The organism is Campylobacter concisus (genome assembly GCA_002092835.1).
Taxonomy (GTDB): domain Bacteria; phylum Campylobacterota; class Campylobacteria; order Campylobacterales; family Campylobacteraceae; genus Campylobacter_A; species Campylobacter_A concisus_K.
Window position 1 is genome coordinate 54,124 of sequence record LVWL01000012.1, and the last position, 22,470, is coordinate 76,593.

The 22,470-nt window shown below is 38.2% G+C and carries 19 protein-coding genes and 2 pseudogenes; 13 read left to right on the forward strand and 8 right to left on the reverse strand.

Annotation, left to right across the window (positions count from 1 at the left end; genetic code table 11):
- Positions 1–12 precede the first annotated feature (12 nt).
- The 6 genes from A3835_01075 (at position 13) to A3835_01100 (ending at position 6,511) form a co-directional block, all read left to right on the forward strand.
- A complete protein-coding gene (locus A3835_01075) occupies positions 13–249 on the forward strand; it encodes a hypothetical protein (GenBank protein ORI09136.1) in 237 nt (78 codons plus the stop codon).
- Positions 246–662, forward strand: a complete 417-nt coding sequence (locus A3835_01080; GenBank protein ID ORI09137.1) for a prepilin-type N-terminal cleavage/methylation domain-containing protein — start codon at positions 246–248, stop codon at positions 660–662. The genes A3835_01075 and A3835_01080 overlap by 4 nt, the downstream gene beginning before the upstream one ends.
- The gene (locus A3835_01085) at positions 662–2,515 is read left to right on the forward strand and encodes a primosomal protein N' (GenBank protein ID ORI09138.1); all 1,854 of its coding nucleotides are present in this window, start codon (positions 662–664) and stop codon (positions 2,513–2,515) included. Before A3835_01080 ends, A3835_01085 begins: the two co-directional genes overlap by 1 nt.
- Before the next feature lie 240 nt (positions 2,516–2,755).
- On the forward strand, positions 2,756–3,814 hold the full coding sequence (locus A3835_01090; GenBank protein ORI09139.1) for a 4-hydroxy-3-methylbut-2-en-1-yl diphosphate synthase: 1,059 nt from the start codon (positions 2,756–2,758) through the stop codon (positions 3,812–3,814).
- A gap of 10 nt (positions 3,815–3,824) precedes the next feature.
- Positions 3,825–5,237 (forward strand): replicative DNA helicase, encoded by a 1,413-nt coding sequence (locus A3835_01095; GenBank protein ORI09140.1) that lies wholly within the window; start codon positions 3,825–3,827, stop codon positions 5,235–5,237.
- On the forward strand, positions 5,237–6,511 hold the full coding sequence (locus tag A3835_01100) for a competence protein (protein ORI09141.1): 1,275 nt from the start codon (positions 5,237–5,239) through the stop codon (positions 6,509–6,511). Before A3835_01095 ends, A3835_01100 begins: the two co-directional genes overlap by 1 nt.
- On the opposite strand, the gene A3835_01105 is transcribed toward A3835_01100, so the two are convergent.
- The 8 genes and pseudogenes from A3835_01105 to A3835_01140 form a co-directional block, all read right to left on the reverse strand.
- Entirely contained in the window at positions 6,508–7,371 is an 864-nt protein-coding gene (locus tag A3835_01105) for a hypothetical protein (protein ID ORI09142.1), read from the reverse strand. The two genes, A3835_01100 and A3835_01105, sit on opposite strands and share 4 nt — an antisense overlap.
- Positions 7,364–8,598, reverse strand: a pseudogene (locus A3835_01110) (hypothetical protein). Before A3835_01110 ends, A3835_01105 begins: the two are co-directional and overlap by 8 nt.
- The gene (locus A3835_01115; GenBank protein ID ORI09143.1) at positions 8,595–11,621 is read right to left on the reverse strand and encodes a multidrug transporter; all 3,027 of its coding nucleotides are present in this window, start codon (positions 11,619–11,621) and stop codon (positions 8,595–8,597) included. Before A3835_01115 ends, A3835_01110 begins: the two are co-directional and overlap by 4 nt.
- Entirely contained in the window at positions 11,618–12,361 is a 744-nt protein-coding gene (locus A3835_01120) for an efflux transporter periplasmic adaptor subunit (protein ID ORI09144.1), read from the reverse strand. Before A3835_01120 ends, A3835_01115 begins: the two co-directional genes overlap by 4 nt.
- Positions 12,358–13,623 (reverse strand): L-seryl-tRNA(Sec) selenium transferase, encoded by a 1,266-nt coding sequence (locus A3835_01125; protein ORI09145.1) that lies wholly within the window; start codon positions 13,621–13,623, stop codon positions 12,358–12,360. Before A3835_01125 ends, A3835_01120 begins: the two co-directional genes overlap by 4 nt.
- Entirely contained in the window at positions 13,623–14,354 is a 732-nt protein-coding gene (locus tag A3835_01130; GenBank protein ORI09146.1) for a flagellar biosynthetic protein FliP, read from the reverse strand. The genes A3835_01125 and A3835_01130 overlap by 1 nt, the downstream gene beginning before the upstream one ends.
- Positions 14,355–14,356: 2 nt before the next feature.
- Entirely contained in the window at positions 14,357–15,136 is a 780-nt protein-coding gene (locus tag A3835_01135; protein ID ORI09147.1) for a flagellar motor protein MotB, read from the reverse strand.
- Positions 15,136–15,903, reverse strand: coding sequence for a flagellar motor protein MotP (locus tag A3835_01140; protein ORI09148.1), 768 nt, complete (start codon positions 15,901–15,903; stop codon positions 15,136–15,138). Before A3835_01140 ends, A3835_01135 begins: the two co-directional genes overlap by 1 nt.
- Before the next feature lie 136 nt (positions 15,904–16,039).
- On the opposite strand from A3835_01140, the gene glmU reads away from it, so the two are divergent.
- The 7 genes and pseudogenes from glmU to A3835_01175 all read left to right on the forward strand — a co-directional run bounded on the left by glmU (position 16,040) and on the right by A3835_01175 (position 22,411).
- Entirely contained in the window at positions 16,040–17,347 is a 1,308-nt protein-coding gene (gene glmU / locus A3835_01145) for a bifunctional N-acetylglucosamine-1-phosphate uridyltransferase/glucosamine-1-phosphate acetyltransferase (protein ID ORI09149.1), read from the forward strand.
- Positions 17,334–18,505 (forward strand): annotated as a pseudogene (locus tag A3835_01150) (phosphopantothenate synthase). The gene glmU and the pseudogene A3835_01150 overlap by 14 nt, the downstream one beginning before the upstream one ends.
- Positions 18,502–19,188, forward strand: a complete 687-nt coding sequence (locus A3835_01155; GenBank protein ORI09150.1) for a hypothetical protein — start codon at positions 18,502–18,504, stop codon at positions 19,186–19,188. The pseudogene A3835_01150 and the gene A3835_01155 overlap by 4 nt, the downstream one beginning before the upstream one ends.
- A gap of 3 nt (positions 19,189–19,191) precedes the next feature.
- Complete coding sequence (locus A3835_01160; protein ORI09151.1) at positions 19,192–19,863, forward strand: UDP pyrophosphate synthase; 672 nt, start codon at positions 19,192–19,194, stop codon at positions 19,861–19,863.
- A 7-nt stretch (positions 19,864–19,870) separates the two neighbouring features.
- On the forward strand, positions 19,871–20,659 hold the full coding sequence (locus A3835_01165; GenBank protein ORI09159.1) for a peptidase A24: 789 nt from the start codon (positions 19,871–19,873) through the stop codon (positions 20,657–20,659).
- The gene (locus tag A3835_01170) at positions 20,652–21,680 is read left to right on the forward strand and encodes a hypothetical protein (protein ORI09152.1); all 1,029 of its coding nucleotides are present in this window, start codon (positions 20,652–20,654) and stop codon (positions 21,678–21,680) included. The genes A3835_01165 and A3835_01170 overlap by 8 nt, the downstream gene beginning before the upstream one ends.
- Positions 21,680–22,411 (forward strand): tRNA pseudouridine(38,39,40) synthase TruA, encoded by a 732-nt coding sequence (locus A3835_01175; GenBank protein ID ORI09153.1) that lies wholly within the window; start codon positions 21,680–21,682, stop codon positions 22,409–22,411. The genes A3835_01170 and A3835_01175 overlap by 1 nt, the downstream gene beginning before the upstream one ends.
- The last annotated feature ends 59 nt before the right edge of the window (positions 22,412–22,470 follow it).

The following is a 22,470-nucleotide window of genomic DNA, read 5'->3' on the forward strand; positions in this document are numbered from 1 at the left end:
CTTGGCTAAAATATGAAAAAAATTACGCTCACTATATCATCTCGCGACTACACGATCACGCTTGATGATGATTTTGCTAAATTCTTTGAAGATGACTGGCAAAATTTAATGGGCGGACGCCAATTTATCGAGCCAAAAGAGCTTTTAAACGCCTTTATAGAAAAATGTTATGAGAATTATGCTGTGATAAAGGCAGTAAAAAATTTAACTGGCAATGTTGATGAGATATTAAAGCGAGAAGAGAGATGAAAAGACGAGCTTACACCTTGCTTGAGCTAATATTTATAGTAGTTATACTAGGTATTTTAAGCACAGTCGCTATACCTAGGCTATTTTTTTCTAGAAGTGATGCTACCATCTCAAATGCCAAAACTCAACTTGCCGCTATAAGAAGCGGAATTTCACTAAAATACAATGACAATATCTTGCAAGCAAAGCCAGAATTTCCACAAAAACTAGACGATGGCGATCCAAGCAGACTCTTTAAAAATGTTATAAATATACCGATAAAAGATAGCGGCAGCAAAAATGGCTGGCACAGAATAAGCGATGACAAATACACATTTAGGCTAGATGGCAAAGTAGCAAATTTCAAATACGACAAAAATACTGGTGATTTTGGTTGCAGTGATGAAAATGAAATTTGCAAATCACTTCAATAATGCACTATTACATACTCGCATTTTATGGGCTAAATTTAGCCCCACTCACTTATGAAAGCGATCAAAAACTAGAAAAATTTCAAGGCGTAAAAGCTTCTTTAAGAGGCAAAATTCTTACTGCTTTTATCGTAAACGAGACTGGCAAGCCAGAGTTTAAAACAAGTAAAATTTTAGAAATTCTACCGATTAATTTAACTTCAATGCAAAGCGAATTGGCAATATTTATCTCAAAATATTACACATGCGAGCTTGGCATCAGCCTAAATTTATTTGAACCAAATGACACTATTGCAGCAGATAAATTTTATGAAAATCAAAATTTTAATGTGGCACCCAAACTAAGCGAAAAACAGCAAGAGACTTTGGATTTTATAAATAAACGTAAAATTTCACTCATCTTTGGCGACACTGGAAGCGGAAAAAGCGAGATTTACATCGCTAAGATCAGAGAAATTTTAAACGCAGGCAGCCAAGCGCTATTTTTAATGCCTGAAATTTCACTCACGCCACAAATGCAAAAACGCCTTGAGAGCTTCTTTGGCGAGGCAGTAGCAGTCTGGCACTCAAAGATAACATCAAAGAAAAAAGAGCAAATTTTAAAAGATATAAAAAGTGGCAAAGTTAGGCTAATCGCAGGTGCAAGATCTGCTTTGTTTTTACCACTTGAGAGGCTAAAACTCATTATCATCGACGAAGAACATGACGATAGCTACAAAAATACAGGCTCAAAGCCACACTACAACGCAAGAGATCTTGCCCTCTTTCTAACTAGTAAATTTGATCTACAAGTGGTGCTTGGAAGTGCCACGCCAAGTCTTACTAGCTTTTACAAGCAGGAGCATTTTCGCTTAAAAGGGACATATTTTGATTCGCAAAAAAATTACATTTTCGATGAGAGCGAGACTGGAATTAGTGAAATTTTAAAAGATGAAATTTCAAAAACACTCGCAAATAAAAAGCAAGCTGTCATCTGCCTGCCAACAAGGGCAAATTTTAAATATCTAGTCTGCAAAAACTGCGGCGAAACGCTAAAGTGCCAATTTTGCAGCATCGGTATGAGCTATTACAAAAAACAAAACGTGCTAAAGTGTCAATACTGCGAGCATAAAATGACTGTGCCAAAGACCTGCCATCAGTGCGGTAGCGAGATGATAGAGGCCAAAAAGATCGGTACGAGCGAGCTACTTGAGAGGTTGCAAGCTGAGTTTGCTAATGCCAGAATAGCTAAATTTGACAGGGACGAGATAACGACGCAAAACAAGCTCGTAAAGGCTTTAAAAGAATTTAACGACGGCAAAATAGACATCTTGCTTGGCACGCAGATGCTAAGTAAGGGGCATGATTATCACAACGTTGAGCTTGCTGTCATCATGGGATTTGACGAGCTTTTAAATTTTCCTGATTATAAAGCCAGAGAGCGAACGCTTGCCCTTGCCATGCAAGTAGCCGGAAGAGCTGGCAGAAACGGGGTTGGCAGAGTTATCATTCAAAGCAAACAAAGAGAATTTTTTGAGAGCTACATCAGTGATTATGACGCATTTTTAAAAGATGAGATAGATTATAGAAAAGAGCTTTATCCGCCATTTACCAGGCTTCTTCGCATTATCATCTCACATAAAGATGAAAAAATAGTAAAAAATACAATGAATGAATTTGTACAAAGAATAGAACCTTTAAGAAGCGATGAGCTTGAGATCATAGGATACGGAAAGTGCCAGATAGAGTATCTTGGAAGTAAATTTAGATATGAAATTTTACTTCGCTCAAACTCTCACATGCCTCTTTTAAAAGCTGCAAATCTCTGCAAAAGCGAACTTAGCGATATTGATATAGACCCGGTAAATTTTAGTTAAAAATGCTAGTCTAAAAACCATCCAACAAAGACATGGTAAATTTTAAAATAGATAATAGAGAAACCTAAGGCTTATGAAAGCATTATGAAATTTGATAAGTTGGCTATAAAGAGTAAGTAAAATTTTAGAAACTACATCCAATAAAAATACTAATTTTTATAAACTATTAAAAATAAATTTTCAAGCCTTTTAAAAGCCATTTTTCTTTATAATCCCCAATAAAAATTTAAAGGCAAAATTTTGCAACGATTCCCAACAAAACAGATAAAAATTCGTAATGTTCTAATAGGTGGCGACGCGCCAATATCCGTGCAATCAATGACTTTTTCAAAGACAAAAGACGTAAAAAGCACGCTTGAGCAGATACAAAGGCTATATTTTGCAGGCTGTGACATCGTGCGCTGCGCAGTTTTTGATAAAGAAGACGCAAGCGCGCTCAAGCAGATAGTTGCAGGCTCACCTATTCCAGTCGTTGCAGACATTCATTTTAATCACACCTACGCGCTTATAGTTAGCGAATTTGTCGATGCTATCCGCATAAATCCAGGCAACATTGGCTCAGCCAAAAACATAAAAGCGGTCGTTGATGCCTGCAGACAGCGAAATTTACCTATCCGCATAGGTGTAAATTCTGGCTCGCTTGAAAAGCAGTTTGAGGATCGCTATGGCCGCACAGTTGAGGCGATGGTGGAGAGTGCGATGTATAACATCAAGCTTCTTGAGGATTTTGACTTTACAGACATTAAAATTTCGCTCAAATCAAGCGACGTCGAGCGCACTATGCAAGCTTATAGGGCGCTTCGCCCAAAGACAAACTATCCGTTTCATCTTGGTGTTACTGAGGCAGGTACCACTTTTCACGCCACTATCAAGTCCGCGATCGCTCTTGGTGGGTTACTACTTGAGGGCATCGGCGACACGATGAGAGTTAGCATTACAGGTGAACTTGAAGAAGAGATCAAAGTCGCAAAAGCGATCTTAAAAGATAGTGGCCGACAAAAAGAGGGACTAAATATCATCTCATGCCCAACTTGTGGGCGTTTGCAAGCTGATCTCATGGCGGCAGTAAAGCTCGTAGAAGAAAAAACAAAAGGTATAAAAGAGCCGTTAAACGTCTCGGTCATGGGCTGCGTGGTAAATGCTATTGGTGAGGCAAAAGGTGCAGATGTTGCCATAGCATTTGGAAAAGGCAATGGCATGATAATGCGTCACGGCGAAGTGGTCGCAAGACTGCCTGAGAGCGAGCTTGTGGATAGATTTTTACAAGAGATCGATGACGAGATAAAAAGTAGAGACTAAAGGAAAAGTTGTGGCAAAGCAAAGAGTTAACGAGATAGAATTTACCAACCTTTACGACATTGATATGGAGCGAGCTATACTAAGCTCCATTTTGCAAAACAACGATATTTTAGGTGAAATTTTTGACATTGTTAAGGCAAAGGATTTTTATCTAAAAGGACATTCGCAAATATACGATGCAATGGTAGCATGCCTAAATAGCGATGATCCTATAACTATGCCATTTTTAAAAAATAGACTTGGTGAAAAATACGACGAAGAGCTAATACTAGATATTTTGGGTACAAATTCCCTAATAGACATTCAAAAATACGCAAACGAACTAAGAGAAAAATCTATAAAAAGAAGTCTCGTAAAGATCGCTCACAACATACCAAGCAAGGTAAATGAAGACAAGCCAAGCCGTGATATGGTCGATGATCTTAGCCAGGAATTTTACTCTTTGATAGAAGGTGGAAGCACTGGAGTTATAAAAGAAGGCAAAGAGATCATCATGAAAATGATGGATCATATTAATGCTCAAGCCTTGCTTGGCGAAAAAGATATTGTTGGACTTGATACTGGATTTAAGAAGCTAAATGAGATGATAAAGGGCTTTAAAAATGGTGACCTCATCATCGTCGCAGCTCGTCCAGGCATGGGGAAAACGACACTTTGTTTAAATTTTATGAGTCAGGTTTTAAAAAATAATGCTGGAGTTGTTTTTTTCTCGCTCGAGATGCCAGCTGAGCAAATAATGATGAGAATGCTAGCAAGCAAGACCTCTATCCCGCTTCAAGACATAATGACTGCAAAGATGGATGATGAAGCGTTGGCTAGATTTAGCGATGCTTGCGAGGAGTTCGCGGCTAGCAAGCTTTTTGTGCATGATAGTGGCTATGTAAATATCCATCAAGTAAGAACACAAATGCGAAAACTAAAGGCTATGCATCCTGAAATTTCACTTTGCGTGATTGATTACATCGGTCTTATGATGAGTACAAATAACTACGCTGATCGTCACGTCCAAATAGCTGAAATTTCTCGTGGGTTAAAGCTTTTGGCACGTGAGCTAGATATGCCAATCATCGCTCTTTCTCAGCTAAACAGAAGCCTAGAATCTCGCGCAAACAAACGCCCTATGCTAAGTGATCTAAGAGAGTCAGGCGCGATCGAGCAAGATGCTGACATCATTCTTTTTGTTTATAGAGATGAGTTTTATCTAGAACAAGAAGAAAAAGAGAAAGAAAAACGCGCAAGTGCCGAGGGTAAAGAGTACAAGAGCAATCACGTCTTTAATAAGCTTCAAGAAAAGGCTGAGATCATAGTTGGCAAAAATAGAAATGGCGAAACTGGCTCAGTTGATGTGCTCTTTCAAAAGCAACACTCAAGATTTGAAGATATGTCTGCAATGCCAGTATCTGATGTTTCATTTGAAGGCTGATGCGTTTTAAAGCTTTAAAGAATAAAGAATTTTTTACTATATTTTGTCTGATTTGCCTTTGCATTTTTTCTATAAATTTGGCTATTAGCTATCATAAATATCAAATTTTTATGGACAAAGGCGAACAAGAGCTAACAGCAACCGTGATTTCTAGCTACGAAAAGCTTGGAGATGACGGCAAGAAAAGGCAAATTTTAAAGCTTAAAACTGATGAGTTTTCATTTTATACGCTTGGAGCTAAAGCAGATGACTTTAAAGCTGGAGATAATATATTTCTAAGCATCATAAATTTAGACGTTAGTTTTAAAGACTATCTTGCTTCCTCCTTTTATATGCCTAGCTTTTCACGCGAAAAACTACCACAAAAAGCCACGCTAAATATCAACCAAAAATTACAATCACTCATCTACGCCCAGCATGAAAATAGTAAAATTTCACAGCTCTACTCGGCTCTATTTTTAGGCACAAGTATCGATGCAGAGTTAAGAGATGACGTCTCGCACCTTGGCATAGCGCATCTTATAGCCATAAGTGGCTATCATTTAGGTTTTATAAGTGCGGTTATATTTTTTGTATTTAGGCCACTTTTAAAATTTTTATATGCGAGATTTTTACCTTTTAGAAACTACAACTTTGATCTAGCCATTATCGTTTTTATAGTCTTGTCATTTTACTTTTTTATAATAGGCTTTATACCAAGCTTTTTGCGAGCGTTCTTAATGAGCATTTTAGGATTTTATTGCACGTTAAAAGGCGTTAAAATTTTAAACTTCAAAACACTTTTTATAGTGACACTTGTTAGCATATCGCTCTTTCCGCAGCTACTTTTTAGCGTAGGTTTTTACTTTTCACTCATGGGCGTTTTTTACATATTTTTATACTTTAAACACCTAAAAGATAAATTTTCGCCCTTCATTCATCTTATTCTTTTAAATTTATATGTTTGCTTTGCAATGGAAATTTGCGTGCTTTATTTCTTTCCACTCATTAGCTTACAGCAGCTTAGCGTCCTTGCTATCAACTACATCTTTAGCGTTTTTTATCCATTAAGTGCTGCACTTCATATCGCTTCGTATGGCGACATTTTTGATGGCTTGCTAAATAATGTTTTAAATTTTAGACTAAGCTCGACTAAAATTTTCGTGCCAGCTATTATTTTTATCTTTTATAATATCGCTTCACTTCTAGCTATAAAATTTAGATCCATATTCTACATTTTACCGCTGCTTGGGCTTTTGTGCTTTGCTATTGCCAGCTATAAAATTTACGCCTAAGCGATCTTCATACCATAAAATTTCATTATCTTGTTGTGAATTATCAAAGATATATACATTATAACAGCGCCTAAAATTAGCCTAGTTAAGTCTGTATCCTTTTGCCAAAAGACTAAATTTACGATGATGGCGGCTGGAATGAGAGCGTTATTCATAATGGCAAGCACGCCGCTATCGACCTCGCAAGCACCTTTGTTCCACATAAAATACCCTAGCCCACTAGCGACCACTCCAAGCCAAAGAAGCACTAAAATTTGCGTTGAAGTAAGTGAAAATTTGGCTGGATTGCCAAGAGCAAGAAGCGCAACGACAGCTACAAAAAATGCACCAAAATGAAAGTAGCCAAAGACATTTTTTTGATCCACGTCAAATTTTTCTAAAAGTGCCTTATATGCACTCTGTCCTGCCCCAAAGCAGATATTTGCCGCTTGCACTAGCAAAAAGCCCTTTAATACACCATCGTTTATAGCGCCATATTTTATAACCAAAGCTCCAAAAACCGCAACGCCAACGCTAAATAGATAAAGTGGTCTAAATTTAAAGCTAAATGCGTCGTAGATGAGCGTCACATAAAACGGCGTAAAAATGGTAAAAAGTGCTACTTCTGGCACGCTTAGATACAAGAATGAATTGTAATAAAATAGATACATAAGTCCTATTTGCACCGCTCCGATCGCCATTATGCCAAATGCTAGCTTTGGGCTAATACCACGAAATTTTGTAAATGGCAAAAAGACTAAGCTCGCAAGCGCAACCCGAATAAAAACAGCCAAATAGCTATCAACCTTACCAGCTAAAAACTCACCTATCAAACTAAAGCTAAAAGCCCACAAAATGGTTACAAAGATCAGTTTATTCAATTATCACCTCATTTATTTTTCTTGCACATTCAAAAAAATACTCAAGCTTGTTTAGCTCAAGTAAATCGCTATCAAGGATAAAATTTGCCCTGTCGCTAAAATTTTTCTCACTCACAAACAAAAATTCTTCATATTTTATCTCACCATCAAGATAGCCATTTAACAAATCAACAAAATCACTATCAAGCTTATCTTGCTTCAAATCTTGCAAATTTAACTTTGCATTTAAGCCTTTGATCGTGCTTTCTAGCTCTTTTAGGCGAGCGATTATCCTATTTTCTTCATCGCTTAGATCAAGTGCCGCTTTTTGCTCTTCAATGCGTTTAACTTGACTTTGTTTGCTAAGACTTAAGCTATCAGGCAGTTTCCACTCAAATTCCACTCTAGGCCTGTTCGCATCAGCGTAAGCGCCTATCATCTGCGAAGTCGTCCTCTCACCTTTTTTAAAGCTGTTATTATTCACACTTTGCATATCTTTTAAGTAAATTTTTGAGCAAATTTGCTCTTTTGCTTCTCATTTTCTTGCTCTTTTATAAATTTTTCTTGCTCCATTGCCCCAAGTTTTGCGCTTATATCATCTTTACTAAAATCAGGCATCATTATCTTTGAGCCAGCATTAAAGCCGATCTCGCCATTTGAGAGTAAATTTATCCTTGAGTTTAGCTCGGCTAGCTTAAGTCCAAGCTCGTCTAGCTCGGCTCTTTTTTTATTAAGAGTAAAATTTATCGCATCAAATTCACTCTTATCGATCTCGCCATATTCAAACCAAAACTCATTTTCAGCCACAGCCTTAGCAAAACTATCCACAAATTTTGTCTCTAAATTTATAAGTGAATTTAGTGCAATGGCGTTGAAATAGACCTTTGCGACCTGAAAAGCAGTGAGATTCATCAGCTCTTCATCTTTATAAATTTTCTCCACGCCCTTGTGGTCTAGAATTTTATCAGCAGCCTCGCTCGCACCACCATCAAAGATAAGATACTCAACCTTTGCCGTGATCGATCCTGCCTTTGTCATATATCCGCCCTTTATCTCATCAGGCACAAAGGTATATCTGCCATCAAGGGATAAATTTAGCTTTTTACTCTTATTTTTATTTATATATTCATTTTTATTAAATTCTTTTAAACTCTCAAGCCTTGCACTTTGCGCTAGAGCGATGATCTCTAGTAAATTTCCAGCCCAAAGAGGCAAGGCAAAGAGCAAAACTGCCAAAATTTTCTTCAAATTCTCTCCCTTTCATAAAATTTTCTTATAGATTTATCAAGATTATAAACCCACGCAAAGAGCACTGGCACAACAAGTAGGCTTAGCAAGGTCGAGCTAATGAGTCCAAAGATGATGCTTATAGCCATAGGTGAGTTTGCCTCAAAGCCAGCTCCTCTGCTAAGTGCAAGAGGGAGCATAGCAAATATCATCGCAAAAGTGGTCATCAAAACAGCTCTTAGGCGCTTTTTAGCAGCCATTTTCACAGCTTCGTTTGCCTCTATACCGCTATTTGCAAAGTAGTTTGCAAAATCAACTACCAAAATGGCGTTTTTACCGACCATGCCAAAGAGCAAGATGACGCCAACCATGACAAATAGACTAAATGGATTGCCGCTTATAAAAAGTCCGATCACGACGCCACAAAAGGCAAGCGGCATGGCAAGCATGATGAGAAATGGCAGCAAAAAGCTCTCGTAAAGTGCAGCTAGCACCATGTAAATAAGCACTGCGCTCGCACTTACTGTAAAGATAAAAGAGGCGTTTGTATCGTCCATCAGCTCGACAAACCCAAGAAATTTATACTTGAAATTTGCTGGCAAAATTTCATCAAGCTTCTTTGAAATTTCATTTGCCACGCTATTTAGCGGAGCGTTATTTTTGGTATTTGCTAGAAATTTGATCTCATCGGCCCTATTAAACCTTGAAATGCTAGCTGGCTTTTGCTCAAAACTAATCGTCGCCACATCGCCAAGTGTGACAAAAAAGCCCTCTTTGCTTCTTATCTTGGTCTTTAAAATATCATTTGTATCGCTTCTAAATTTATCATCAAGGCGCATATAAAGCTCATACTCTTTACCATTTTCGTTTTCAAAAACAGAGACCTCGTTCTGGCTAAATGCGCTATAAACGGCGCTTGCAATGCTGGCTTTGTCTAAATTTAGCCTCTTAGCCTTATCTTCATCGATAGAAATTTGCACGCGCTTTAGCAGATCTTCTTCTGGCGAATTTACATCCGTTGCATCATTTATCTCTTTTAGCATCTTGCTGATCTTTGGTACAAATTTTTCTAAATCTTTCCCATTTTCAGAGGTGATAGTAAGCTTAACTGGCTGCACATCGCCACCTTCAACAACTGGCAAGTCAGCCACGATGACGCTCATATCGTCACTTTTTAGCTTGTCGCGAAACCTCTGCATGATAGCGTTTTGCCGCTCGTGATTAGCTCTATCTTTTAGCTCCTTTAGCCTAACGTAAGCTTTTACAAGATAAGGCTGCTTGGCGTCTGTGTAGCCAAGGATGAAGTAGGCGTAGGCGACCTGAGGATCGGCGTTTATGAGTGAAATTTTATCTTTTAGCCTCTCTTTGCTAGCTTGCAGGCTAAGTGAAGGATCAAGCTTAAAGTAGATGTTAAACTCCGAGTTATCCTCGCTTGGCATGAAGTCACCACCTACAAATTTAGCCAGTCCAAACGAGCAAACAACGACCACAAGCGTTATGGCTAAAAATATGAGCTTAAATTTAAGCGCTAAGATTAAAAGCTTCTCGTAGCCATTTTCAAGCGCTTCAAAAAACGGCTCACTCTTTAGAAAAAAGCCACTTTGTTTGACATTTACAAACCTAGCACTAAGCGTTGGCACAAGAAATATACTCACAAAAAACGAGATGACGATGCCAGCTGCTACGCTCATCGCAAAGGAGTTAAAGTACTTGCCAACGATGCCACTCATAAAGGCTATTGGTACAAAGACGCAAAGCAGCACAAGCGAGATCGCAAAGACGCTAAATGCTATCTCTTTTATGCCTGCAAAGCTTGCCTTTAGGGCATTTGGCTCATCTTTTAGCTTGCTAGCGATATTTTCAGTAACAACTATCGCATCATCGATGAAAATTCCGATACCAAGGGTCAGCGCTATGAGGCTTAAGCGGTTTATGTCGTATCCTAGGGCATTTATTATGAAAAATGTCGCCACGATACTAGTTGGGATCGCTACGACTGAGATGATAGTGATCGAGAAATTTCTTAAAAACAGATAGACGATCACGATGGTTAGCAAGACGCCAAGGATCATATCAAAGGCGGTTTGATCGATGTGCTTTTGTATCACTTCGCTCTTATCATAAGCTATTTTTACGTCATATTCGCTGCCAAGCAGGCTTTTAAACTGATCTAGCTTTACTTTAGCTAGAGCGATCACGGTTAGAGCGTTTGCGTCTGGAGCTAGCTCAAGACCCAGCAAGACGCCACTTTTTTTATCCATTATCGCTGCTTCGTTTGCATCTTTATAAGCAAGATCAACACTTGCGATATCTTTTAAAAAGACCCCTTGCTTGATCGTTAAATTTCTTATCTCATCTATGCTTTTGGCGCTGAAATTTGACTTGATCGCCATTTGGATCTGCTCATTTTCTATCTTGCCAAGTGGCGCTTTTAAATTTTCAACCTTTATCAAATTTGCCACTTCGTTTGCGCTAAGAGCGTTTTTGTCAAGCTTAAATCTATCAAGTAAAATTTTAACCGCTGGCTCTAAAAAGCCATTTGTTTTAACCTTTGAAACGCCGCTTATGCGCTCTAAAAATGGTTTTGCCACGTCGTCGATATCTTGCATAAGCTTAGTTTCGTTGCCATCAAGCCTCGTGATAAAGAGGCTAAAGACGGCTGAAGAGAGGCCGTTTAGCTTTTCTATCTCGTAGTTTGCGTTTAACCTTGCTTTTTGCATCTTGTCGCGGACGTCGTTTGTAGCGCTCTCTAGGTCTTTGTTTAGCTCAAATTCGATGCTTACCACGCTTAGGTTGTCAAAGCTGGTTGAGTAAAGCTTTTTTATCCCCTCGATGCTTGAGACCTCGTCCTCGATCTTTTGCGTGATCTTTGTCTTGATGTAGTTCATATCGCCGTTTGCGTAGGTCGTGATCTTAACGATTGGGATATTTACTTGCGGATATAAATTTACGTTCATCGTCTTTAGCGAGTAGATGCCAAAGACAACGAGGCTTAAAAATATCATAAGCGTAGTTATGGGGCGGTTGATGGCTGTTTTTATCATTTTCTGTTACTAACTAGCACTCTGCCTTGACCAAACATGCCAGGTTTTAAGCTCATATCATAAGCCTCGGCGTAAAATTTTCTAGTCTCTCGCTTGATCTCTGGATAGATAAGCACGATTTTTACCTCTTTTTCTTCGTTTGTTGCGTCAAGTTTAAATTTAAATGTATCGCCAATCTTTACCAAATCTACATATTTTTCGTCAATTGCTATTAAAATTTTTGCCTCATTTGAATTTAAAACAAAAGCTGGACTAAGCGGCGAAACACCCTCTCCAAGCTCAATATTTTTACTAGCGATAACGCCATCAAATGGAGCTTTTAAAACAGCTTTTCTAAGGCGATCTTGCGCATTTAAAATAGCGATTTGTGCACTTTGAACCCGAAGTATCGCTTCATCAAATTTATACTTTACCTCGTCAAATTCTTGCTTTGAAGTGACGTCCCTTACTTGAGTAAATTTGTTTAAAGTATTTTTTGCAAATTCACTAGCATTTTTTGCCAGCTCAAGATCATTTTTTGCCTTTTTAAGAGCGATTTCTAGGCTACTTTGATCAAGAATAGCTAAAGCGTCGCCCTTTTTAACGTGACTTGATACATCTACAAAAATTTTATCTACCTTGCCACTACCCTCAAATGCAAGCTTTGAGCTTTGCTTAGCATAGACTTCAAAGTCGGCAAAAATTTCTTCACTAGCAAATGAAAAAACGCCAAATATCATTAAAATTATTAGCTTTTTCAATCTCTAATCCTCTCTAAAATCGGCTCGCCATTTTCAAAAAAGAACTCCGCTTTTTTGATCTCAAGCTCATCCTTTGCACTCTCAAAAAGACTAATGGCGTCAAATTTTTGAGAGAGTGCCTCAAGCAGGTCGCTATATCCCAAAAGCCCAGAGTTATACTTCTCATAGCTAGCTTTTAATGCCAAATCGCTTGCTCTTACATATTCGTTTAGTGAAGCGATTTTTGAAGTAAGCACCACGATTTCACTTTGCAAATTTTTAAGCTTTGTCTCGTTTTCACGCTTTTTATACTCCAAATTTAGCCTTGCCTCATCAAGTGCGATCTTTTGGATCTGACTCATCTTGCTAGTGGCGAAAAAATCAAAAATTTTCCATTTAAAAGCAATACCAAATTTATTGCCATGAGTATCTTCTTTTAAGTATTTATCCACGTATGAGCGGTAAGAACTAAGCCTGCCTAGATCGATATCGTAATTATTTTTATAAAATCCATATGTGTCATAAAGCATTATTTGGGGCAAAAAACCAGCCTTTGCCTCGCTAAGCTTGGCCTCGCCTAAAAATATATCTTGGCTTAGTCTATCAAGCTCAGCATTTTTTGAAGCTAAATTTGAGCCAATATCAGCCATCTTTGCTCCAGCTACTGGCAAAATTTTCTCACCAGTTAGCAAATTCATCTCATTTAAAATTTGCTCCATTTTGTTTTTGTATTCAAGCTGCGTGCTATTAGCTAAGTAATATTTAGCCCTTACATTTTCAAGCTCATCTTTTGCGGCAAGGCCTGCAATGTTTGCCCTTTCAAGCTTATCCAAAACACCTTTTAAAAAATTTGCCTGAGCCTGTTTGGCTGCAATTATATTTTCAAGTGCTAGAGCATTAAAATATAAATTTATGGACTTAAATGCAAGGTAGTTTTTGGCTTCATCACTTGCTATGGCGGCTTTGTTTTTTAAAAGCTGGCTCATCTTTAGCCTAGCCTCTCTCGCTCCGCCATCATAAAGCAAAAAATCTATCCTAGCTAGCACACCGGCTGACTCTTTGGCAACTATACTTGGAAAAGTACTTGCATTTTTGCCGTATGAGCCCTCTAGGCTAAGGCTTGGCATATATGAGCTTAATGTGGCTTCATCGTTTAAATTTGCTCTTTTTAGCTCAAGCTCTTTGATCTTTGAAATTTCATTTTGTGTTGCCTTGTTTGCGATCATGCTTAAATTTGAACCAAGCAAAAATACCGGCAAAAAAATGAATAAAAATTTTTTCATTAGTGAAAGCTTTTTACAAGATTTCCTATTAGTAAATTCCAGCCATCAACAAGTACAAATATGAGTAGTTTAAATGGTAGTGAGATCATTACAGGAGGAAGCATCATCATACCCATAGCCATCAGTACTGAGCTTACGACCATGTCGATGACAAGAAATGGCAAATAGAGCAAAAACGCTATCTCAAAAGATGTCTTTAGCTCACTTATCATAAAAGCTGACATTGCGATACTTAGCGGTATTTCTTCGATATTTGCTGGATTTTGTAAATTTCTTATCCTAAAAAATAACGCCAGATCCTTCTCTCTAGTGTTTTTAACCATAAATTCTTTAAATGGCTTTAAGCTCTTATCAAGCATCTCTTCATAGCCTATCTGTTCAGCTATATAAGGCCTTATGCCCTCGTCATAGCTCTGTTTGCCAACTGGCTCCATGATAAAAAATGTAAGCACCATAGCAAGTGATATGAGCACCGTTGAAGGTGGAACTTGTTGCGTTCCCATAGCCTGGCGTAAAAATGAAAAAACAATAACAAGCCTCAAGAAACTTGTCATCATAAAGATGAGCGAAGGAGCAAGTGCAAGTGCTGTTAGGATTAGTAAAACGTTTAGAGAATTTACTAGTTGCTCAGCATTTGCAGGAGAATTTAGGCTTAAATTTATAGTTGGCAAGGCCGGATCAGCTCCAAAAACCACACAAAATAAAACCGCTAAGCTAAGCAGTGCTTTCACGACTAATTCCTCATATCAAGGATACTTTTCTTAGTAGCCTCTTTATTCTTTGGCTCAAGAGAGACGAAGTGAATTTCTACTCTATTGTTTTTTGCCCTACCCTCTTCTGTATTATTAGTAGCTATAGGATCAAACGAAGCCTTTCCTGAAGCTATCAGCCTATTTTGTGGCACTCCATCGCTGCTAAGCTGCTCTACTACACTCAAAGCTCTTGCAGTTGAAAGTTGCCAGTTGTTTTTGTAGGCTGAGTCTTTATTTGGCTCTATGTTATCAGTATGCCCGATGATGTCGACCTTTACTTCATTTGGCATTTTTGCCACAATCATACCAATACGCTTTAAAAATAACTTTGCATCTTCACCAGAAATTTCAGCACTATCCTTATCAAAAAGCATGGCTGCCGGAAGCCTTACAATAAAGCCATCTTCGCTCTCTTCCATCGTAATCTCAGGTGCACCACTAGCAGTTAGTAGCTCATTTATTTTTTTAACTGTCGCACTTAGCTCACTTTGCGAGCCTTTTTGCCTGCTTGATTTTTTTGCACGAGTACTTTCTGGGTCTGTCTCTTTTTCTATCTGATTTTCAGGCCTAGCGCCACCTTCAAGTACGCTTAGAGCGCCAGCTAGCGAGCCAACAGCAGCCTCCATCTTTTTAGCATCCATTGTTGCCATCGAAAGAAGCAAAACGAAAAAGCAAAGCAAAAGCGACATGAGGTCACCAAAAGTAGCAAGCCACTCAGGCATACACTTTGGGCACTCTTTAGGATCTATTAATTTACCCATTATTCAAACTGACTTTTTCTATCTTTTGGTGGCAAAAACGCCAAGAGCTTAGCTTCAAGCGTTCTTGGATTATCCCCTGCTTGTATCGCCATGATGCCCTCTAAAATGACTTGTTTTTCAAGGGCCTCGTCAGAGTCGCGTATAGAGAGGATATTTGCCACAGGTGCACCGATGATGTTACCTATCATCGCACCATAAAGTGTCGTAAGCAAAGCAACCGCCATTGATGGGCCGATCGCACTAGGATCTGACATGTTAAGAAGCATTGCAACAAGGCCTATTAGAGTACCGATCATACCCATCGCACCAGCGAAACCGCCAATTTGTTCAAAAATTTTAATGTTATTTGTATGTCTAGCACTAGTTTGGTCTATATCAATCTCTAAAAGTGCTCTTATAGCATCTGGCTCGTTACCATCGACAGCCATTGAAAGACCTTTTTTTAAAAACTGATTTGTTTCGTTATTTACTTCGCTCTCAAGTGCTAGTATTCCATCGCGTCTAGCTTTTGTAGAGTAATCAACTATCTTTTTTATAGTTTCAGGCAAATTTACAACAACGGGTGGCTTAACGGCAACACCATAAAATTTACCAATACCTTTAAGCGTCTCCATCTTGAAGCCAACCATCATAACGCCGATAGTACCACCAAAAACGATCATTATCGAAGGTACGTCGATATATGGTCCTATACCAACGCCAATTGCCATTGATCCAAACAAAAGCACTAGGGTCAAAACCCAGCCGACGACGGTTCCTAAATCCATTTAAACTCGCTTTATTTATAAATTCTTAAGATTGCCTATTCTATTAGCTTTTTGTTGAAACAATCGTTAAATTAAAAAAAATGTTTGGCATTTTTTGCTACAATCTGCGAAATTTTTAACGTTAAAAGGCTTAAAAATGAACAATACTTCAATCATAATCTTAGCTGCTGGTCTTGGCACCAGGATGAAATCAAAACGTCCAAAAGTCCTATTTGAGCTATGCGGCGAGCCGATGATCATTCACATCTTAAAGCAAGCTTATGCGATCACAAATGACGTTAGCGTCGTGCTTCACTACGAAAAAGAGTTAATTAGTCAAAAGATAAAAGAAATTTTCCCTCAAACTAAAATTTTCGAGCAAGATTTAGAAAATTTCCCAGGCACTGCTGGAGCGATAAAAGGCGTTAGCCTAAGCGGCGAAAAGGTGCTTGTTACTTGCGGAGATATGCCACTTGTTAGATCAACTGACCTCATGCGCCTAGCAAATGCCGAAGCGGACGTCGTTATGAGCTCATTTGAAGCAGCAAATCCTTTTGGTTACGGCAGAGTTATCATAAAAAATGGCAAAGTTGAAGCCATCGTCGAGCAAAAAGATGCGAGCGAAGCACAGCTTGCCATAAAGAGCGTAAATGCTGGCTGCTACTGCTTTAAACGCGAGGCGTTAGAGCAAATTTTACCACTCATAAACAATCAAAACGCACAAAAAGAGTACTACCTAACTGACGCCATAAAAATAGCAAATGAAAAGGGCTTAAAGTGCGTTGCGGTGAATGTTAGTGAGCAAAATTTCATGGGGATAAATGATAAATTTCAGCTTAGTATCGCTGAGAAAATCATGCAAGATGAGATCAAGCAAAATTTGATGAAGGCTGGCGTTTTGATGCGCATGCCTGAGAGCATTTTTATAGACAGCAGAGCTAAATTTGAAGGTGAGTGCGTGCTCGAAGAAAACGTAAGTATCCTTGGCGAGTGTCTCATCAAAGAAAGCATCATCAAAAGCTCATCGGTGATAGAAAGCAGCGTCATCAAAAACTCAGACATCGGCCCACTAGCTCATATAAGGCCAAATTCTGAAATTTCTGACACACACATAGGGAATTTCGTCGAGGTTAAAAAGGGCGTTCTTAGCGGCGTAAAAGCTGGACATTTGAGCTATCTTGGAGACTGCGAGATAGAAAGTGGCACAAACATCGGTTGTGGCACGATCACATGCAATTACGACGGCAAAGCAAAATACAAAACCAAAATCGGCAAAAACGTCTTTGTTGGCTCAGATACGCAGCTAGTTGCCCCTGTAAATATCGCTGATAACGTCATCATCGCAGCAGGAAGCACCATCACAAAAGACGTTGAGAGTGGAGCGCTAGCGATTAGCAGAGCTCGTCAAGAGAACAAAAGCGGCTTTTTTGAGAAATTCTTTGGCAAAGACGATGTTAAAAAATAAGAAAATTTTACTTGCCGTTTGCGGTAGTATCGCCTTTTATAAGGCATTCGAAATTTTATCGCTGCTTAAAAAGAAAGGTGCTGATGTTTATGTGGCTTTAAGTGACGGAGCGCTTGAATTTTGCAGTGTAAGCGGCTTTGAGGCGCTAAGTGAGCATAAAATTTTAAGCTCGCAAACGCAAAACTGGCAAGATGGCGTAAATCACATAGCTACTCTAAAATGGATCTAGTTCTAATCGCTCCAGCCTCTGTAAATACGATAAATAAGCTAATAGCTGGCATCTGTGACAATGTCTTTATGCAAACGCTAATCGCCGCCTCGCACGTACCTTTAGTCGTTGCCCCTGCTGCAAATAACAATATGATCGAGCACTTCGCGACGCAAAATTCGCTTGAAATTTTAAAGAAAAACGGCGCTTTGGTAGTTGAGCCGGTTCTTAAAACTCTAGCTTGCGGAGATGTTGGCAAAGGCGGTCTTGCAAGCCCTGAAGTGATAGTAGAAGCTGCCATTAAAAGGCTTAGTAAGCCACTTTTTGCAGGCAAAAAAGTAGTTATCACTGGTGGCGCAACGACAGAAAAGATAGATGATGTTAGAGCCATTACAAATTTCTCAAGCGGTAAGATGGCGATGACGCTTGCAAGAGCTTTTTATTACTCTGGTGCTGATGTTACGCTACTTGCTAGCTTTGAAGCGGAAAACGAGCCATTTGAGATTTTAAAATTTAGCTCAAGCAATGAACTTTTAGAGCTTTGCAAAAGCGAGTGCGAGAGCGCAAATTTACTTGTAATGTGCGCTGCAGTGAGTGATTTTGTACCGACAAAAATTGATGGCAAGATAAAAAAAGAGGACGTTGGCGAAATTTTAAGCTTAAGCCTAAAGAGAAATGTCGATATTTTGCAAAGCTTAAAAGAGTTTAATTGTAAAAAGATCGGCTTTAAGCTTGAAATCTCAAGCGAGAGCGCACACAAAAACGCTAGAGCAATGCTAGAGCAAAAGGAGCTTGACGCAGTTTGTCTAAATATCTTGGGTGAGAAAAATGGCTTTGCAAGCGAGCAAAATGAGGTAAATTTCATCACGAAAAATAGTGAAACTTTGCTGCCGCTTGCCGCAAAAGACGAGATCGCAAGACATATCGTGGAGCTAGCGGCAAATTTATGATAGAGAAAATTTCTCGTATTCAAAAAATAGCAAAAAATGCAAATTCTCCGTTATTAGCGATAAATGCGTCACTTCCACTTAGTATCTTGGTAAGCCAAAAGATCGGTTTTAACAGATACATTTTAAATTTTGCAAATAGAAATTTAAACACGAAAAGCGTAAAAGAGCTAAACGTGGGCTCGAGATACTGGGGCGAGGTGCAAAGCCAAGGCGAGAATATCGTTATAAAAAATTTATACGAAAAGCCAAGAATTTTAGACGAAGATGTCTTGGCTGATGGGCTAAATCTTATCGAAAATTTGATAGAAAATGAGAATTTATCGTGGTTTTATGACCATTTATTTAAAACTCTAAGTGAAGCTAAAACAAAAGACGAGATGAAAGTGCTAGCAAAAATACTCTTTGCTCTGCAAGAAAATGTCGTGCATATACCATTTATTTATAATGGCATAAACGGCGTTTTTCAGCTAAAAAAAGAGGAGGATGATATAAAAATTTTTTTGATATTTTCAAATTTTGCTCCACTTATTTTTAAATTTAAAGATGAAAATTTATATGAGATCGCAACTCCATTTAGCAATGTTGCGAGCTTGCTAAAAAGAGAATTTAGTGCCAACATAACAGTGCAAAATGTGAGTGCTCTTTGGAGCAAAAAAGAACAAATTATTGATATAAAAGGTTAAAGATTGAATGAATTAAACCACCTTGCTATTATCATGGATGGAAATGGACGCTGGGCTAAAAAACGTGGATTTTTACGGACAAATGGGCACGAAGCTGGAGCAAATGTAGTAAGCGATATGTGCGAATTTTGTATCGATAATGGAGTGAAAATTTTAAGTCTTTACGCATTTAGTACCGAAAACTGGAAAAGGCCACAAAAAGAGGTCGAGTTTTTGATGAATTTACTTAAGAAATTTCTCATTTCAAAGCGTGTTGATTTTATAAAAAATGGGATCAAATTTAACACGATCGGCGACATTTCACCATTTAGTGATGAGCTAAAAAACGAGATAGAGATCACCAAAAATGCTACAAGAGAGAATAAAAATTTACTACTAAATTTAGCTATAAACTACGGCTCAAAAGACGAGATCATTAGAGCTGTAAGAAAGCTAACTTTAGAAGGCTGCGAGATAAACGAAGCAAGCCTAAATACGGCACTTGATGAGAGTGAGCCGGTGGATCTTCTCATTAGAACTGGTGGCGAGAGCAGGCTTTCAAATTTCATGCTCTGGCAAGCAAGCTACGCAGAGCTATTTTTTACACCAACACTTTGGCCTGACTTTAGTAAGGATGAGCTTGCAAGCATCGTTAGCAAATTCAAAAACATAGAGCGAAGATTTGGCGGAGTTTAGCGAGATAATGGATAATTTAGTCATCTTTTTTGCCGTTTTTGCTTTTGTTTTGGGTATTTGCGTGGGCTCATTTTCAAATGTACTGATATATCGCTTGCCACGAAATGAAAGTATAAATTTTCCAGCTTCTCACTGCCCAAACTGCGATCATAAGCTAAATTTTTATCACAATGTTCCAATTTTTTCGTGGATATTTTTAGGCGGCAAATGTGCCTTTTGTAAGCAAAAAATAAGCCTCATCTATCCAGTGATCGAGCTAGTTTCTGGGATACTTTTTTTGATCTGTTTTTTTAAAGAGTGCGGCGAAATTTTAAGTGTAGAAAAATTGCTTTACGCACTATTTTTAGGGCTTTGCTTTATCATGCTGCTAGCTCTTAGCATCATAGACATAAGATATAAAGCTGTGCCAGATCCTCTTCTTTTTGCAGCGCTATTTTTCGCATTTATCTACGCTCTGATGCTTTTTATATTTAAAGGAATTTTTGCCCAAATTTTAAATTTATTCCTTTTTGCACTTATCTTTTGGGCGCTTAGATTTGTCGTAAGTTTTGCCATAAAAAAAGAAGCGATGGGTAGTGCAGATATCTTTATAGCAGCGATCATCGGAGCTATCTTGCCAGTCAAACTGGCTCTAGTGGCCATCTATCTTGCAGCACTTTTTACACTTCCAGTCTATGCAATCGTTCAAAAAAAGGGCTATGAGCTGGCTTTTGTGCCGTTTTTAAGTCTTGGATTACTTATTACATACGCTTTTAAAGAGCAAATTTTAGAAATTTTAAGGTTTATTTATGAGTAGAGTAAATAGATATCTTTTGTTTAACTTCCTAGGGACTTTTGCGTCGCTATTTAGTACGCTTTTTTTGATCATGTCGATCATATTTTTCATCCAGATCGCGCGCATCACTTCTTACATTGAGATCAGTTTTGGCGAGCTTTTTAAACTCTACTCATTTATGCTTCCACGCGTGCTACTTTTTGTCGTGCCTATCGCGTTTTTCGTCTCACTTGCGATGACGCTCTTTAGGCTATCGAAAGAGAATGAAAGTATCGTTATTTTTACGCTTGGTGGATCGCCAAATAAAATAGCAAGATTTTTTTTAGCATTTTCAGCCCTTTTAAGTGCCGCTTTGCTGGTAGTTGCCATCGTCATGATACCAATAGCCGCCCAGCTAAATGCAAATTTTATTGATTATAAAAAGACTATTGCAAAGCTAAATTTAAAGCCAACTCAGTTTGGACAAAAATTCTCTGACTGGATGGTCTATGTGGGTAGTGAAATGCAAGATAACAACGGCACTACTTATAAAGATATTGTGATGTTTAATCCTTATATTAAAGACTCCCAACGCTTAATAACTGCTAAAAATGCAAAGATCACTAATACAAATCAAAGCATTGAGCTCTCTTTAGTAGATGGAAAAATGTATGACATAAAAGATGAAATTTATCATCAAAGCAACTTCAAATCCATGAAAATAAGGACTGCCCAAGGTGAAAAGATAAGCGATATAGGCAGTATAAAAGAGTACTGGGCAGAGGCAAATAGTAGTGAAAAAAGAAAAAAAGAGCTTAGCACATATGTGCTTGTTGCGCTATTTCCACTTGCCAGTACACTTTTTGCCATAAGCTTTGGTATCGTTACTTATAGATATGAAAAGGGCATGGTTTATGTTGGTACGTTTGGCGTTTTATTTGGGTATTTTACGCTCATAATGCTCTTTTCATCAAAACCAGCTTTTGCAATTCCACTCATATTTTTTGTCTTTTTGTTGGCAGGAATTTTGCTTTTTAAAGCCAAAATCATGCGAAGATACTAATGAAAATCCAACTAATTTATAGCTACGATGGCTCCAAATTCCAAGGCTCGCAAACTCAGCCGCATGAAAATGGCGTAGAAGATGAGCTTTCACGCGCTCTAGCTCACGTTGGAATATTTGAAAAAATAGTCTCTAGCTCACGTACAGACAAAAACGTCCATGCGATAAATCAAAGCTCAAGCGTAATTTGTGGCGATCATTTTAAAAATTTAGAGCACTTAAAAGAGCTAATCAACCGCCATGCCCACCCAAATATTCATATAAAACGTATAAATTTGGTTGATGAAAATTTTCAAGCAAGATTTGACGCCGTAGCAAGGTCTTATAGATACATTATAGATCATGGAGAATTTGATATTTTTAGCTCAAATTATAAAGTCTTTTTGCCAAAATTTGATATCAAAAAAGCAAATGAAATTTTATCTAATTTTGTTGGTGAGCATGATTTTAGCTCCTATATGAAAACAGGAAGTGATACAAAAAGCCCAGTGCGAGAAATTTTTAAGGCATTTTGTTATGAATACAAAAACCAAACTATCATCGTTTTTAAAGCGAATGGCTTTTTACGCGCTCAAGTACGGCTTATGGTTGCAAACCTACTTAAAGCTTTGAGTATAAAAAATGGTAGTGAGCTCATCAATGCTTCACTTAACGGATGCTCTGCCCTAACTCGTATTCCAGCTCCAGCTGAAGGACTTTATCTAAATAGAGTTTTTTATAAGTTTAACTAGGTTTTTAGAATATTCAATAGTAAGCTTATTTAACACCTAACCCTCCTTCAAATTTTTAA

What these genes read in the sequence shown, in the direction of transcription:
- A3835_01140 (ORI09148.1), bottom strand. Translation starts at nt 15,903, where the DNA reads ATGGATTTAGGAACCGTCGTCGGCTGGGTTTTGACCCTAGTGCTTTTG.
- glmU (ORI09149.1), top strand. Translation starts at nt 16,040, where the DNA reads ATGAACAATACTTCAATCATAATCTTAGCTGCTGGTCTTGGCACCAGG.
- A3835_01165 (ORI09159.1), top strand. Translation starts at nt 19,871, where the DNA reads ATGGATAATTTAGTCATCTTTTTTGCCGTTTTTGCTTTTGTTTTGGGT.
- A3835_01100 (ORI09141.1), top strand. Translation starts at nt 5,237, where the DNA reads ATGCGTTTTAAAGCTTTAAAGAATAAAGAATTTTTTACTATATTTTGT.
- A3835_01085 (ORI09138.1), top strand. Translation starts at nt 662, where the DNA reads ATGCACTATTACATACTCGCATTTTATGGGCTAAATTTAGCCCCACTC.
- A3835_01155 (ORI09150.1), top strand. Translation starts at nt 18,502, where the DNA reads ATGATAGAGAAAATTTCTCGTATTCAAAAAATAGCAAAAAATGCAAAT.
- A3835_01075 (ORI09136.1), top strand. Translation starts at nt 13, where the DNA reads ATGAAAAAAATTACGCTCACTATATCATCTCGCGACTACACGATCACG.
- A3835_01125 (ORI09145.1), bottom strand. Translation starts at nt 13,623, where the DNA reads ATGAAAAAATTTTTATTCATTTTTTTGCCGGTATTTTTGCTTGGTTCA.
- A3835_01135 (ORI09147.1), bottom strand. Translation starts at nt 15,136, where the DNA reads ATGGGTAAATTAATAGATCCTAAAGAGTGCCCAAAGTGTATGCCTGAG.
- A3835_01080 (ORI09137.1), top strand. Translation starts at nt 246, where the DNA reads ATGAAAAGACGAGCTTACACCTTGCTTGAGCTAATATTTATAGTAGTT.
- A3835_01170 (ORI09152.1), top strand. Translation starts at nt 20,652, where the DNA reads ATGAGTAGAGTAAATAGATATCTTTTGTTTAACTTCCTAGGGACTTTT.
- A3835_01175 (ORI09153.1), top strand. Translation starts at nt 21,680, where the DNA reads ATGAAAATCCAACTAATTTATAGCTACGATGGCTCCAAATTCCAAGGC.
- A3835_01115 (ORI09143.1), bottom strand. Translation starts at nt 11,621, where the DNA reads ATGATAAAAACAGCCATCAACCGCCCCATAACTACGCTTATGATATTT.